This window comes from Streptomyces sp. Y7, assembly GCF_043195415.1.
Classification (GTDB): Bacteria; Actinomycetota; Actinomycetes; order Streptomycetales; family Streptomycetaceae; genus Streptomyces.
Genome location: NZ_JBIDDQ010000005.1, coordinates 55,934 through 68,580 on the forward strand (window position 1 = coordinate 55,934; position 12,647 = coordinate 68,580).

Here is a 12,647-nt window from a genome sequence, read left to right on the forward strand (position 1 = left end):
CGCGCCGCGCTGCCCTGAGGGCGTCTGGAGGGGAAGATGATGAAGGATCGAACGCTGCACGAGTGGTTCGCGCAGTCCGCGGCCCGGCACGGTGACGCGGTCGCCCTCGAAGTCGGCGGCCGGAAGCTGACGTACCGGCAACTCGACCGGACGGCGGACGGCTTCGCCGCGGACATCCTCGGCAGGTGTGCCGGCGAACCCCGGCGGATCGGCCTGTACGCTTCCCGGTCGCTCGTGGCCTACGCCGGCTACCTCGCCGCCCTCCGGCTCGGCGCGACCGTCGTACCGCTGAACCCGTCCTTTCCGGCGGCCCGCAACGAGCGGATCGTGCGCAACGCCGACCTGGACGCGATCATCGCGCAGGACGCCGATCCCGGGTTGCCGGCACCCGTGCTCGTACCGGACCCGTCACCGGCGGGGACCGTCCCGCAGGGATCTTCCGTACCGCGTCGGCGGCGACGGCCCGATGCCGGGGAAGCGGCGTACATCCTCTTCACCTCCGGGTCGACCGGGACGCCCAAGGGCGTGCCGGTGAGCCACCGCAACGTCGACGCGTACCTGCGGTACGTCATTCCGCGCTATCGACTCGGCCCCGGTGCGCGGGTGACGCAGAACTTCGACCTCACCTTCGACCTGTCGGTCTTCGACCTGTTCGCCACCTGGGGATCGGGCGCCACGCTCGTCGTGCCCTCGCGGGGTGAACTGCTCTCGCCCGCACGGTTCGTGGCCGGGCGCGGCATCACCCACTGGTTCTCGGTGCCGTCCGCGATCTCCGTGGCCCAGCGCCTGGGACGACTGGGCGAAAACTCCATGCCGGGGTTGCGCTGGAGTCTGTTCTGCGGCGAGCAGCTGACCGTCGAGCAGGCCGCGGCATGGCGGCGGGCGGCGCCCGACAGCACCATGGAGAACCTGTACGGCCCCACCGAACTCACCCTCAGCTGTGCTCAGTTCCGGCTTCCCCCCGACCCTGCCGCCTGGCCCGAGCCCGGCAACGGCACCGTGCCGGTGGGCACCGTGTATCCGGGGCTTACTGCCCTCGTCGTGGGGGAGGAGGGGCTCCCGGCCGAGACGGGAGAACTCTGCGTCCGTGGCGCGCAGCGGTTCGGCGGATATCTCGACCCCCGCGACAACCGGGGACGGTTCCTCACCTACGACGGTGTCAGGGCGACGGTGTGGGAACACGAGGCGACCCCACCCGAAGACGCCTGGTACCGCACCGGTGACCGGGTCCGTGACGACGGCGGTTGCCTCGTCCACCTCGGCCGCCTCGACCATCAGGTCAAGGTGCAGGGATACCGGGTCGAACTCGGCGAGATCGAGGCCGTCCTGCGCGGTCACGAGGGAGTGGCCGAGGCGATCGTGGTCGCCGTGCGGGCCGGCGACGGGCCGGTCGTGCTGCACGCGGTGTGCACCGGTTCCGGAGGCGACGGAGACGAGCTGCTGACGTTGCTGCGTTCCCGGCTCCCTCAGCACATGGTGCCCCGGTCCGTCACCTTCTGGCCGCAGCTCCCGCTGAACTCCAACGGGAAGGTCGACCGGAACGCGATCAGCGCGGAAATCGCAGGCGAATAACGGCGAGGCAGACGAACGGAGAACAAGACAATGCAGCGAGTTCTCTTCATCGACCGCATGCGTCCGCAGGACGCGGACGAGGTCGCGAAGATCTGGAAGGCGCACGACGCGACGGGCCTTCCGCAGGACATCGGAGTCGCCGGCCGGTACCTCTATCGGTTCCACGGTCTGTATGTGCACATGGTCGAGGCCCGGGACGACATTCACGAGGATCTGACCGACCGGATCTTCGCCGCCCGCGACGACAGGGCGTTCGTCGAGACCCGCGACGCCCTGGCCGACTTCCTGACGCCCTACTCACCCGAGTTCAGGAACCTCAAGGCCACCAAGGCAGAAGAGTTCTATCGCTGGCAGGCCTGACCTGCCCCGTAGGAAGAAGGAGAGCACCCCTGTGTCGGGTCCGGTCAAGATCTCCATGCAGGACGCACCGGTGAGCACGCGGCTGGGCGGGACCATACGTCCGCTGCTGACACCGAAGTCGGTCGGGGCGAGTTCCGGATTTCTCGGAACGATGACCCTGGAGCCCGGCGAATTCATCGCCGAGCACTACCACCCGTATTCCGAAGAGTTCATGTTCGTCGCCCAGGGCGAGATCGTGGTGCGGATCGACGGCGAGGAAATCGTCGCGCGCGCCAACGAGGCCATGCTGGTGCCCAAGTTCGGCTCGCACCGCTATGAGAACCGCGGCACCGAGACCGCGCTGATCGTCTTCCAGATGTCGCCGCTCGCACCCAGCCCCGAAGAGGGGCACGTCGAGGTGGAGAAGCCGCCGTTCCCGACGGCGACCCCGCCGGTCGTGGGGCAGTGACCATGCCACGAGCCGTCATCACGGGCATGGGCGTCGTCGCTCCGGGCGGAGTGGGAACCAAGCCCTTCTGGGAGCAGATCACCTCCGGCCGGCCGGCGACCCGCCCGGTGTCCCTCTTCGACGCGACGGGCTACCGCTCGCAGATCGCCGGCGAGGTGGACTTCGATCCGATCGAGGCGGGACTGACCGCGCAGCAGGCCGAAAACCTCGACCGGATGGTGCAGTTCGCGCTGGTCGGCCTCGACGAGGCGGTCGCCGACAGCGGCATCGAACTCGACGCTCTGGACCCGGCGCGCATCGGCGTCAGCGTCGGGACGGCGGTCGGTCTGACGATGGGGCTGGAACGCGAGTACGCCAAGGTGAGCCGGCACGGCCGGGAGTGGCTGGTGGACCACACCCTTGCCGCCGACACCCTCTTCGACAACTTCATCCCCTCCTCACTCGCCCGCGAAGTGGCCTGGGCAGCCGGAGCCGAAGGACCTTCGACCGTCGTCTCCACCGGGTGCACCTCGGGCCTGGACGCGGTCGGTTACGCCCTGGACGTGATCCGGGAGGGATCGGCGGACGTCGTGATCACCGGTGCCACCGACGCACCGCTGTCGCCGATCACCTACGCGTGCTTCGACGCCCTGCGGGCCACCTCTCCGGACAACCACGACCCGGCCGGCGCGTGCCGGCCCTTCGACCGGACCCGCAACGGATTCGCCCTCGGTGAGGGTGCCGCCGTCTTCGTCCTGGAGAGCGAGGAGCACGCCCGCCGGCGTGGCGCGCACATCTACGCCGAGCTCGCCGGGTTCGCCACCCGGTGCAACGCCTACCACATGACAGGGCTGCGCCCGGACGGGGCCGAGATGGCCGAGGCCATCCGCGTCGCGATGGCCCAGGCGGAGGTGGCGCGCGACGGGTTCCAGTACATCAATGCCCACGGCTCCGGCACCCGGCAGAACGACCTACACGAGACCGCCGCGTTCAAGGACGCTCTAGGTGCCGCCGCCTATGACACGCCGGTCAGTTCCATCAAGTCGATGATCGGCCACGCCCTCGGCTCCGTGGGATCCATCGAGATCGCGGCCTGTGCGCTGGCGATCGAGCACGGCGTCGTTCCGCCGACGGCCAACCTCCGGGAGCCGGACCCGGAGTGCGACCTGGACTATGTCCCGCTCGTCGCCCGGGAGTTGCCCGTCGACACCGTGCTCACGGTCGGCAGCGGGTTCGGCGGCTTCCAGAGCGCCGCGATTCTGCGACGGGTGAAGGACGGTCGGAAATGACAGCGCGCATCGTCGTCACCGGACTCGGCGTGGTGGCACCGAACGGACTGGGCACGGACGACCACTGGAAGGCGACACTCGCCACCCGCAGCGGGGTGCGTGCCATCTCCCGCTTCGACGCGAGCCCGTATCCCGTCCGGGTGGCCGGTGAGGTTCCCGAGTTCACCCCGTCCGAGCACGTGCCCGGACGGCTGGTCCCGCAGACCGACCGGACCACCCAGTTCGCCCTCGCGGCGGCCCAGTGGGCGATCGAGGACGCGGGTGTCGACCTGGCCGAACTGGGCCCCTTCGACGCGGGAGTGATCACCGCGGCCGGGTGCGGCGGCTTCGAATTCGGGCAGCGTGAGCTGCAGAAGCTGTGGAGCGAGGGCCCTCAGCGGGTGAGCGCCTATCAGTCCTTCGCCTGGTTCTACGCCGTCAACACCGGTCAACTCTCCATCAGGCACGGAGCCCGGGGCGCCGGCTCGGTGGTGGTCAGCGAGCAGGCGGGCGGCCTTGACGCGCTGGCGAGCGCGCGGCGCCGGCTGCGCGGCGGCGACCTCACCGTGGCGCTCACCGGCGGGCTGGACGCGCCGCTGTCCCCGTGGGGCCTGACCGCGCAGATCCCGGTCGGACTGCTCAGCACCCGCCAGGACCCGCAGCGCGCGTACCTCCCCTTCGACGCCGACGCCTGCGGTTACGTACCGGGCGAGGGCGGAGGCGTCCTGGTCCTGGAGGAGCTCGAGGCGGCCCGCGGACGCGGCGCACCCGTCGTGTACGGGGAGATCGCCGGCTACGCGGCCACCTTCGATCCCCGCCCCGGATCCGGCCGTCCTCCGGCCCTGGCCAGGGCGATCCACGGCGCACTGGCGGACGCCGGCCTGCGGCCCGCGGACGTCGACGTCGTCTTCGCCGACGCGAGCGGGGTGCCCGACCAGGACGCTGCCGAGGCCGCGGCGATCCGTGACGTGTTCGGACCGCGCGGTGTACCCGTGGCGGTGCCCAAGACGATGACAGGCCGCCTCTACGCCGGCGGAGCCCCCCTCGATGTGGTGGCGGCCCTGCTGAGCATGCGTGACTCCGTCGTACCGGCGGCCGCGCACATCCAGGACATCCCGGACGCCTACGAGCTCGACGCCGTGGTGGACGGGCCCCGCGAACTGCCGGTCCGCACGGCCCTCGTCGTGGCCAGGGGCCATGGCGGCTTCAACTCGGCACTCGTTGTACGCGCCGTCTGAAGGAGACATCACCCGATGGCAACCATCGCCCGAGAGAACGACTACTACACCTTGATCAACGTCTTCACGGTGACACCCGAGGACCAGGACCGCATCTACGACGCCGTCATCGAGGCCACCGACATCATCGAGAAGTTCCCCGGCTTCGTGTCGGCCAACGTCCACAAGAGCTATGACGGCACCCGCGTCATCAACTACGCGCAGTGGCTCAGCAAGGACGAGTTCGACGCGATGCGGGCCCACCCGAGCGTCCAGGACCACTTCAAGGCCTGCCGTGCCATCACGGACGACATCGTCCCGATCTTCTGCGAGGTCGTCCACGTGCACAGGTCACCGTCCGCCGGGCCGGACCATGCCCGCTGACGCGGGGGCGAAGTGGTTCCTGGGCGGCGCCCCACCCCGGCATGCCGACACCGTCCTGTACTGCCTGCCCAACGCGGGCGGGGGCGGTACGCACTACCTGTCGTGGCGGCGCCTGCTCCCCGAGCCCCTGTGGACCCAGCCGGTCCAGCTCCCTGGCCGCGAGAGCCGGCTCGCCGAGGATCCGCGCTTCGACGTGGCAGACGTGGCCCAGGCCGTCGCGGAGCACCTGGACCGGCCGTACCTTCTGTACGGCCACAGCATGGGCGGGGTCCTGGCCTGGGAAGTGGCAGCCGAACTGGTGCGCCGCGGAGCGCCTCCCCCCGAGCGGCTGTACGTCGGGGCGAGCCCGGCCCCGCACACCGACCCGGGCTGGGCCCGGCGCTGGGCGAGCCTGAGCGAGGAGGCACTGCTCGACGAGGTCGTCGCCCTGGGCGGAATTCCGGCGCAGGTGCTCGAACACCCCGGTCTGGGCCGGCGCATCACCAAGGTCCTCGGTTCCGACGTGGCCTGGCTCGCGAGCCGGCAGGCCGCTCCCCGCGATCCGCTGCCGGTACCGATCCTCGCCCTGGCCGGTGACCAGGACCCCCTGGTCCGGCCCGAGGACATGGCCCGCTGGGCCGAATGCACCTCGCAACGCTTCGAGTTGCACACGATCGCCGGCGGTCACCTGTTCCACACGGAGCGGGCCGACGCCGTCACGTCATCGATTCTGCAGACGATTGCTGCCGAGAGAGGAGACCTCCATGGGGTCCGTTGATGCCGATGCCGAGCTTCAGTCGGTGATGGATGTCGCCAGTGGGTTCTGGCGGGCGCGCACGCTGTTCAGCGCGGTGGAACTCGGCCTGTTCACTCACCTGGCCGAGGGAGCGGCGACGCGGGAGGAGATCGAGAAGTCCCTCGGCCTGCACCCCAGCGCCGCCGCCGACTTCCTGGACGCGCTCGTCGCCCTGGGACTGCTCGACCGCGAGGACGGCCGGTACACCAACTCCGCCGCCGCCGGCCGGTACCTGGACCAGGGCAAGGACTCCTACGTCGGTGGGTTCTTCACCTTCATGAGCTATGCCCTCTACCCGGCCTGGGGCCGACTGACCGGGCTGTTGCGCAGCGGCGACCGGCAGGAGGGCCAGGACGACTTCGGGGACTGGTACAAGGACCTCGACCAGGTCCGCGGCTTCATGCACGCCATGGACAGCGTCTCCGCACCGGTGACCGAGGCACTCGTCCGCCGCTACGACTGGTCCGCGCACCGGACGTTCGCCGACCTCGGCGGCGCGCGCGGCAATCTCACCGCTCACCTCGTCAAGGCCCACCCCCACCTGCGCGGCACCACCTTCGACGTACCGGCCGTCAAGCCGCTGTTCGAGGAGCACGTCGCCAGACTCGGCGTCGCCGACAAGGCTGACTTCCAGGGCGGCGACTTCCGCACCGACCCGCTGCCCGAGGCCGATGTCCTCATCTTCGGCCACGTCCTGCACGACTGGGACGGCGAGACCCGGGCCCTGCTCGTCAAGCGCGCTTACGACGCGGTACGACCCGGGGGCGCCCTGCTCATCTACGAGGAGCTCCTCGACGACGACCGCCGCGGCCCGGCCCGATCGCTGCTGATGAGCCTGAACATGCGGCTCGTACGCAGCGGCGGTTCGGAGTACACGGCGGCCGAGAGCCGCATCTGGCTCGAGGCGGCGGGCTTCACCGACATTTCGGTGGAGGACCTGACGGCGACCGAGCGACTCATCGTGGCCCGCAAGAAGTAACCCCGGTACAGCACGCCACGGCCCGCGGCCCGGACTCCCGTACCTCACGGGAGCCCGGGCCGCTCCTCGTTCCCGTGAGGCGGAGGACGGGGATGTCGGGCGGCGGTGCGCGTCCTGACGGCCGTGCCGCCGCCCGTACAGCACTCTGTGCCGGCCCCCTCCGCGGGGACCGGCACAGGGTGCGGTGCACGGCGTCAGGCGCGGTGCCGGGCCGTGAGCTTCTCCAGGATCGGAACGACATCGTTGGGGCTCGGCATCCGTGCGACCTCGTCGTGCAGGGCATCGGCCCCGGCCTGGAAGGACGGGTCCCGCAGGATGCGCTCCAACTGCGCCCGTGCCTCGGTCGCGGAGAAGGCCTCACTCTCGATGTCCGCGGCGATCAGACCCGCGCCGCGCTGCTCGACATGGCGCGCGATGTCCATGCTCTGGCCCGACGGGCGGGAGGCGATGAGCTGTGGCGTACGGTGCGCCACAGCGGCCGCGAAGGTGCCGCCGCTGCCGTGATGCATGATGGCCGCGCAGGACGGCAGCAGCTGGTTCAGCGGCACGTAGTCGACCGTGCGGACGTTGTCGGGTACCCGCTCCACCGACGCCAGCTGGTCGGCGTTGAGCGTGGCCACCAGCTCGATGTCCATGTCGGCCACGGCGTCGAAGAGTTCTGCCATCGGCAGTCTGCTGTCCTTGCCGAAGAACTTGCGCTGACTCACGCCGAGGGTCAGGCAGACCCGGGGCCTGAGCGGCCGTTCGTGCAGCCACTCGGGCACGGCCTGGGCGCCGGTGTACGGGACACGGCGGACCGGCACGTACTCCAGGTCCACCGGCAGGCGCATCTCCGCCGGCATGGGGTCGACACTCCACTGGCCGACCAGGAGTTCCTCGTCGAAGGAGAGACCGAACCGCTCCAGGGTCGGGACCGTCATGGCCGCCATCAGGTCCTCACGAGACTCTCCCGGAGAACCGGCGAGCCACGTACGGTACTTGCTCCGTGTCCACGCGAAGTAGTCCGGCGCCCACAGCAGGCGGGCGTGCGCGGCACCGCACGCCCGCGCCGCGATGGCGCCGGGGAAGCACATGGGGTCCCACAGCACCAGATCGGGCTCCCAGGAGCGGGCGAACCCGACGAGCGCGTCGGTGAAGGGGCGTTCGTCGGGTCCCGGCGCCCCGGCGGGGAAGTGCATCCAGAACGGTGACATCAGGATGTTGCGGATCACCTTCCACAGTCCGGGCTCTGCCGGGTCGGCCAGCGGGTCGATGATCGGGTCGAGCCTCTTGTCCGCGGCGCAGTCGTCGACCGCGGCGGAGAGGTCCACCGGGTCACCCAGACCGACGGCCGTCAGACCGGCTTCCGTGATGGTGTCGACCATGTCCGGGTAGCTGGCCACGCAGACGTCGTGTCCCGCGCCCTGCAGCGCCCAGGCCAGGGGCACGAAGGGATGCAAATGTGTGGGTGACGGCATGATCGCGAAGAGGACTCGCATCAAGGCTCTCCAATTCTTGGTCCCGGGGCGAACACATCATTTTTGCGGGGATATCCCAGCCGATTCAAGGCGCCAAGAAATGCGAATGCCTTTCTTCAGTATCTCTTCAGGGATTCTGTACCGGGCGTGGTGAGGATTTCTCATCCTTGTCGGACTTCTGGAATCGGAGATACTTCATGGCGAGCGCGGACGAGAACAGGGGCGTCATCCTTCGGCTGTACGACGAGGGGCTGAACCTGGGGAACTTCGAGAAGGTCACCGACGAACTCGTGGCTGAGGACGCGGTCATGCACCATGCGCCCTACCACGACCAGAGGGGCCCCGAGGTGCTCAAGGCGACCTGGCGTGCGCTGCACGAGGCCTTCAGCGACCTGCACTTCGAGGCCGAGTCCGTCCTCGTCGACGGTGACATCGTCGCCGTGCGCGGCACCACGACCGGTACGCACACCGGGACCTTCGCGGGGACCGCACCCACCGGGCTGCGTGTCTCGGAGCGGGCGCACGTCTTCTACCGGCTGAGCGGCGACGGGAAGGTGACGGACATCTGGCCCATGGTCGATCGCGCGGGTCTGCTCCAGCAGTTGAAGACCGGCTGACGCCGGCAGGACGGTCCTGCCACGAAAGCGAGCCGCCGACCCACTGGGGGTCGGCGGCTCGTCCGTGCGCAGGGCGACGGGGGACGAACACCCGCGCACGGAGTCGGAGGGCGCGGTCAGTGCGCCTCGGCGGGTTCCTTGGCGGCGGGCGCCTGGGGCGCCGCCTGGGGGCGCTTGCGGATGAAGGCGGCCGTCGCCAGCGCCGCCACCAGGGCCAGCCCGGCGGAGGCCAGGTACACGGTCGTCAGACCGTGGGCACCGGCGTCGTGCAGCACATCGAGGGTGGTGTGCCGGCCGCTGGTCAGCGCGTTCTCGGCGGAGGCGGCGTCGGCGACCCTGCCGTCCAGGTCGTTGCGGATCACGTTGGCGAAGACCAGCCCGAGGACGGCGATGCCCAGTGCCTGCCCCAGCTGGCGGAAGGTGGCCATGGCACCCGAGCCCATGCCGGCCCGCTGCGGGGGAACCGAGGCGAAGACGGCGGACCCGGTGGCCGGCATGCCCACACCGACACCCGCACCGATGACCAGCAGTCCGGGCAGGGCGGCGACCCAGGACGAGTCGCCGTCGATCACAAGGCCGTTGATCCCGCAGCCGACGCCGATCAGGACGAGCGCGGCGGTGATGGTCACCCGTGGGGACACATCGTGCAGACGCTTGCCGGTGAGCGTCGAGGCGACGAACGTCGCCGCGGCGAGCGGCAGCAGCGCCAGACCGGCCTTGATCGGGGTGAGCCCGACGACCGACTGCAACCACAGCGAGGTGAACACCAGGCTGGAGAAGCCCCAGGCGGACGCGATGGTGCTGAGCATGATGGCGAGGAACGAGGCGTTGCGCATCAGCGACAGATCCAGCATGGGGCTGGGGTGGCGCAGCTCCGCGACGACGAAGAGCACCGCGCCCAGCAGCGCGAGGGCGAACAGGCCGAGGGTGAAGCCCGAGGTCCAGCTGTCCTCGCCGGCCCGGATCAGGCCGTAGGTCAGGGCACCGGAGGCCAGGGCGAAGGTGATGATGCCGGGGAAGTCGATGCGGGCGTTGTCGGGTTGCCGGGATTCGGTGAAGCAGACCCTGGTCAGCAGCATCGTCACCAGGCTGATGGGGATGTTGACGTAGAAGATGGCCCGCCAGCTCATGCTCTCGGTGAGCAGACCGCCGAAGATCGGTCCGACGGCGGCGGCAACGCCGATGACGGACGACCACACGCCCATGGCGACGCCGCGTTCCTTGCCCTCGTACGTCGTGCCGAGCAGCGCCATGCTGGTCACGAACATGGCGGCCCCGCCGATGCCCTGAAGGCCTCGGGCGGCGATCAGTACTTCCGGGTCGGGGGCGACCGCGCACAGCAGCGAGGCTCCGGCGAACACCGCCAGGGACAACAGGTACACCTTCCGGCGGCCCAGCAGGTCACCGACGGATCCGGCGCTGAGCGTGAGCGCGGCCAGCACCAGCGTGTAGATGTTCATCACCCACTGCAGGCTCGACAGTGAGGCGTCCAGGCCCGTGCCGATCTCGGGCAGCGCGACGGTCACCACGGTGGTGTCCACGATGAGCATGAACGACCCCAGGCACACCGCCACAAGAGGCAACCACTTGCGCATCGGATGTCCTTTCTTGTTCGGGAACACTCATAGAGTGAGGCTGGGATGCGATGTGGACCTAGTCAGAGGGGCGATCCTGACGAATATCTGCATGGAGTAGGTGATCGAAGGCGGAAATCGCTGAGTGGATCAGGTTCAGAGGAGAGTTGACTCGCGGAAGGCCTCGCTCGGCAGGGTCGAGCCCGCACGCTTGACCGTGCGGTCCACGGTCGCCGTCTCCACGTTGTGGACACCTTCCAGTGAGGCGACGCGTTCGGTCAGGTAGCGGTAGAGGTCGGAGTGGTCCCGGCAGATGACGGAGGCCATCAGGTTGGTGGGGCCGGTGGTGACCGCCGCGAAGGAGACCTCCGGGTGTTCCGCCAGCGCGCCGGCGGTCGCGACCAGCTCGGACGGGCGCACCGACATCCACAGCCGGGCCTCGGCGTGGTAGCCCAGGGCGGACATCGGCAGGTCGACCTCGTAGCGCAGGATGCCGGTGCGCCGCAGATGATCCATGCGGCGCCGGACTGTCGACTCGGACCAACCCGTGGCGTCGGCCAGTTCACCGAAGCCGGCCCGGCCGTTGCGGGAGAGGACCTCCATGAGGGCGTGGTCCTCCTGGGAGAGATCCGTCGGGCCGTCGTCCGCCGTGGGCGGCTCCAGGCGCAGCGCCTCGGCCTGTTCGTCGGTGAGGGAGGCGAGGCCGGACCAGCGCGCGGGGCTCGCGAAGCCCTGGAGCATCGAATGTGCGCTGACCGACACCACGCGGGTCGTGCGGGACAGCTTGTGCAGCAGAAGTGAGCCGCCGTCGCCGCCGGAGCGCGCCTGGGTGCTGCAGGAGATCTCGGTACCGCCGGACAGCAGATGCACCCAGAAGGTGTCGGTGCGGCGGGCGAGCGCGGTGGCGATGCCGGCGGCAGCGTCGGGCGTGCACTGCAGGCGGATGGTCCACGGCACGTAACCGAGCCGGGAGAGGTTCACCGAGGCCACCACCCTCAGCAGGCCGGCTGAGTACAGGCGGTGGTAGCGGCGGGCGATCGTGCTGTCGGAGACGCCGAGGACTTCGGCGATCTTGTTGAACTGGGCGCGCCCGTCGATCTGAAGGGCGTGCACCAGGTCGCGGTCGACCTTGTCGAACGTGGTGGAATTCATCCGTTGATGCTATGCCTGCGCAGGGATCCGTCAAAGAGGTGGACTCCTGCGCAGGCTCGCCGGGCGATGGTCAGATGCCCAGGCCGAGGCACATGCCCCCGGTGGCGTCCAGGACATGCCCGGTGACCCAGCGCGCGTCGTCGGACGCGAGGAAGGCGATGACGTCGCCGATGTCGGCAGGCTGCCCGATACGGCCGAGCGCCGTGGCGGACTCGACCGCGGCGACGGCCTCGGGGTACTGGCGCAGCAGAGCGATCATGTCCGTGTCGGTGACACCGACCGCCACGGAGTTCACCGTGATCCCGCGGCCGCCGAGAGCGTGCGCCAGCGTGCGTGCCATGACATCCAGCGCTGCCTTGGTCATGCCGTAGACCAGTTCGTGGGAGACGGCGATCCGGGTCACCGACGAGCTGATGTTGATGATGCGTCCGCCGTCGCTCAGCAAGGGCAGCACCCGCTGGGTGAGAAAGAACGGCGTCCGCAGGTTGACGGCGAAGACCCGGTCGTAGTCCTGCGGCGTCGCGCTCTCGAGCGAACCGGTGTGTCCCACGGCCGCGTTGTTGACCAGGATGTCCAACGGCCGGCCGGACAGCCCCTGTCGCAGACCGTCGAAGAGCCGGTCGACGTCGCCCTCGGTGCCGAACTCCGACGGAACGGGAAATCCCTTCCCGCCGGCCGCTTCGATTGCCGTCAGGGTGTCCTTGGCCTCGGCCTCGTCCGTGGCGTAGTGCACGGCGACCAGCGCGCCGTCGGCGGCGAGCCGTTCGGCGATGGCGCGTCCGATGCCCCGGGACGCCCCGGTCACCAGGGCCGTCCTGCCGGTGAGTTTGCCCATACCGAGCTCCTGTAGGTGGGTTGGCACAGT

Annotated in this window: 13 protein-coding genes; 9 read left to right on the forward strand and 4 right to left on the reverse strand. The window is 69.8% G+C overall.

Going from position 1 to position 12,647, the window contains the following annotated elements; all coding sequences use genetic code 11:
- The first annotated feature begins 36 nt into the window (after nucleotides 1-36).
- The 8 genes from ACGFW6_RS15820 (at nucleotide 37) to ACGFW6_RS15855 (ending at nucleotide 6,982) form a co-directional block, all read left to right on the forward strand.
- Nucleotides 37-1,572 carry an amino acid adenylation domain-containing protein gene (locus tag ACGFW6_RS15820; RefSeq protein WP_393508988.1) on the forward strand — a complete coding sequence of 512 codons (1,536 nt, stop codon included), beginning with the start codon at nucleotides 37-39 and terminating at the stop codon, nucleotides 1,570-1,572.
- Nucleotides 1,573-1,602: 30 nt separating this feature from the next.
- Nucleotides 1,603-1,932, forward strand: a complete 330-nt coding sequence (locus tag ACGFW6_RS15825; RefSeq protein ID WP_393508991.1) for a TcmI family type II polyketide cyclase — start codon at nucleotides 1,603-1,605, stop codon at nucleotides 1,930-1,932.
- A 70-nt stretch (nucleotides 1,933-2,002) separates the two neighbouring features.
- Nucleotides 2,003-2,380, forward strand: coding sequence for a cupin domain-containing protein (locus tag ACGFW6_RS15830; protein ID WP_393508994.1), 378 nt, complete (start codon nucleotides 2,003-2,005; stop codon nucleotides 2,378-2,380).
- Between the two features lie 2 nt (nucleotides 2,381-2,382).
- A complete protein-coding gene (locus ACGFW6_RS15835) occupies nucleotides 2,383-3,648 on the forward strand; it encodes a beta-ketoacyl-[acyl-carrier-protein] synthase family protein (RefSeq protein WP_393508997.1) in 1,266 nt (421 codons plus the stop codon).
- The gene (locus ACGFW6_RS15840) at nucleotides 3,645-4,865 is read left to right on the forward strand and encodes a ketosynthase chain-length factor (RefSeq protein WP_393509000.1); all 1,221 of its coding nucleotides are present in this window, start codon (nucleotides 3,645-3,647) and stop codon (nucleotides 4,863-4,865) included. The genes ACGFW6_RS15835 and ACGFW6_RS15840 overlap by 4 nt, the downstream gene beginning before the upstream one ends.
- Nucleotides 4,866-4,880: 15 nt before the next feature.
- Nucleotides 4,881-5,228: an antibiotic biosynthesis monooxygenase family protein gene (locus tag ACGFW6_RS15845; RefSeq protein WP_393509003.1), complete on the forward strand. Its 348-nt coding sequence runs from the start codon at nucleotides 4,881-4,883 to the stop codon at nucleotides 5,226-5,228.
- Nucleotides 5,218-5,985, forward strand: coding sequence for a thioesterase II family protein (locus ACGFW6_RS15850; protein WP_393509006.1), 768 nt, complete (start codon nucleotides 5,218-5,220; stop codon nucleotides 5,983-5,985). Before ACGFW6_RS15845 ends, ACGFW6_RS15850 begins: the two co-directional genes overlap by 11 nt.
- Nucleotides 5,972-6,982, forward strand: a complete 1,011-nt coding sequence (locus ACGFW6_RS15855) for a methyltransferase (protein ID WP_393509008.1) — start codon at nucleotides 5,972-5,974, stop codon at nucleotides 6,980-6,982. Before ACGFW6_RS15850 ends, ACGFW6_RS15855 begins: the two co-directional genes overlap by 14 nt.
- A gap of 194 nt (nucleotides 6,983-7,176) precedes the next feature.
- Here ACGFW6_RS15855 and ACGFW6_RS15860 read toward each other — a convergent pair whose 3' ends face one another.
- Nucleotides 7,177-8,460 carry an activator-dependent family glycosyltransferase gene (locus tag ACGFW6_RS15860; protein ID WP_393509011.1) on the reverse strand — a complete coding sequence of 428 codons (1,284 nt, stop codon included), beginning with the start codon at nucleotides 8,458-8,460 and terminating at the stop codon, nucleotides 7,177-7,179.
- Between the two features lie 176 nt (nucleotides 8,461-8,636).
- Between ACGFW6_RS15860 and ACGFW6_RS15865 the strand changes: the two genes are divergently transcribed.
- Nucleotides 8,637-9,056: an ester cyclase gene (locus ACGFW6_RS15865; RefSeq protein WP_393509014.1), complete on the forward strand. Its 420-nt coding sequence runs from the start codon at nucleotides 8,637-8,639 to the stop codon at nucleotides 9,054-9,056.
- Nucleotides 9,057-9,172: 116 nt separating this feature from the next.
- Here ACGFW6_RS15865 and ACGFW6_RS15870 read toward each other — a convergent pair whose 3' ends face one another.
- The 3 genes from ACGFW6_RS15870 to ACGFW6_RS15880 all read right to left on the reverse strand — a co-directional run bounded on the left by ACGFW6_RS15870 (nucleotide 9,173) and on the right by ACGFW6_RS15880 (nucleotide 12,617).
- Complete coding sequence (locus ACGFW6_RS15870) at nucleotides 9,173-10,651, reverse strand: MFS transporter (RefSeq protein ID WP_393509016.1); 1,479 nt, start codon at nucleotides 10,649-10,651, stop codon at nucleotides 9,173-9,175.
- A gap of 135 nt (nucleotides 10,652-10,786) precedes the next feature.
- Entirely contained in the window at nucleotides 10,787-11,782 is a 996-nt protein-coding gene (locus tag ACGFW6_RS15875; RefSeq protein ID WP_393509019.1) for an Lrp/AsnC family transcriptional regulator, read from the reverse strand.
- A 70-nt stretch (nucleotides 11,783-11,852) separates the two neighbouring features.
- Nucleotides 11,853-12,617, reverse strand: a complete 765-nt coding sequence (locus tag ACGFW6_RS15880; RefSeq protein ID WP_393509021.1) for an SDR family NAD(P)-dependent oxidoreductase — start codon at nucleotides 12,615-12,617, stop codon at nucleotides 11,853-11,855.
- Nucleotides 12,618-12,647 lie beyond the last annotated feature (30 nt).

Excerpts from the sequence above, each read along its gene's own strand:
- ACGFW6_RS15835 (WP_393508997.1), top strand. The coding sequence starts at position 2,383 with ATGCCACGAGCCGTCATCACGGGCATGGGCGTCGTCGCTCCGGGCGGA.
- ACGFW6_RS15855 (WP_393509008.1), top strand. The coding sequence starts at position 5,972 with ATGGGGTCCGTTGATGCCGATGCCGAGCTTCAGTCGGTGATGGATGTC.
- ACGFW6_RS15875 (WP_393509019.1), bottom strand. The coding sequence starts at position 11,782 with ATGAATTCCACCACGTTCGACAAGGTCGACCGCGACCTGGTGCACGCC.
- ACGFW6_RS15840 (WP_393509000.1), top strand. The coding sequence starts at position 3,645 with ATGACAGCGCGCATCGTCGTCACCGGACTCGGCGTGGTGGCACCGAAC.
- ACGFW6_RS15820 (WP_393508988.1), top strand. The coding sequence starts at position 37 with ATGATGAAGGATCGAACGCTGCACGAGTGGTTCGCGCAGTCCGCGGCC.
- ACGFW6_RS15880 (WP_393509021.1), bottom strand. The coding sequence starts at position 12,617 with ATGGGCAAACTCACCGGCAGGACGGCCCTGGTGACCGGGGCGTCCCGG.
- ACGFW6_RS15860 (WP_393509011.1), bottom strand. The coding sequence starts at position 8,460 with ATGCGAGTCCTCTTCGCGATCATGCCGTCACCCACACATTTGCATCCC.
- ACGFW6_RS15870 (WP_393509016.1), bottom strand. The coding sequence starts at position 10,651 with ATGCGCAAGTGGTTGCCTCTTGTGGCGGTGTGCCTGGGGTCGTTCATG.
- ACGFW6_RS15850 (WP_393509006.1), top strand. The coding sequence starts at position 5,218 with ATGCCCGCTGACGCGGGGGCGAAGTGGTTCCTGGGCGGCGCCCCACCC.
- ACGFW6_RS15825 (WP_393508991.1), top strand. The coding sequence starts at position 1,603 with ATGCAGCGAGTTCTCTTCATCGACCGCATGCGTCCGCAGGACGCGGAC.
- ACGFW6_RS15845 (WP_393509003.1), top strand. The coding sequence starts at position 4,881 with ATGGCAACCATCGCCCGAGAGAACGACTACTACACCTTGATCAACGTC.
- ACGFW6_RS15865 (WP_393509014.1), top strand. The coding sequence starts at position 8,637 with ATGGCGAGCGCGGACGAGAACAGGGGCGTCATCCTTCGGCTGTACGAC.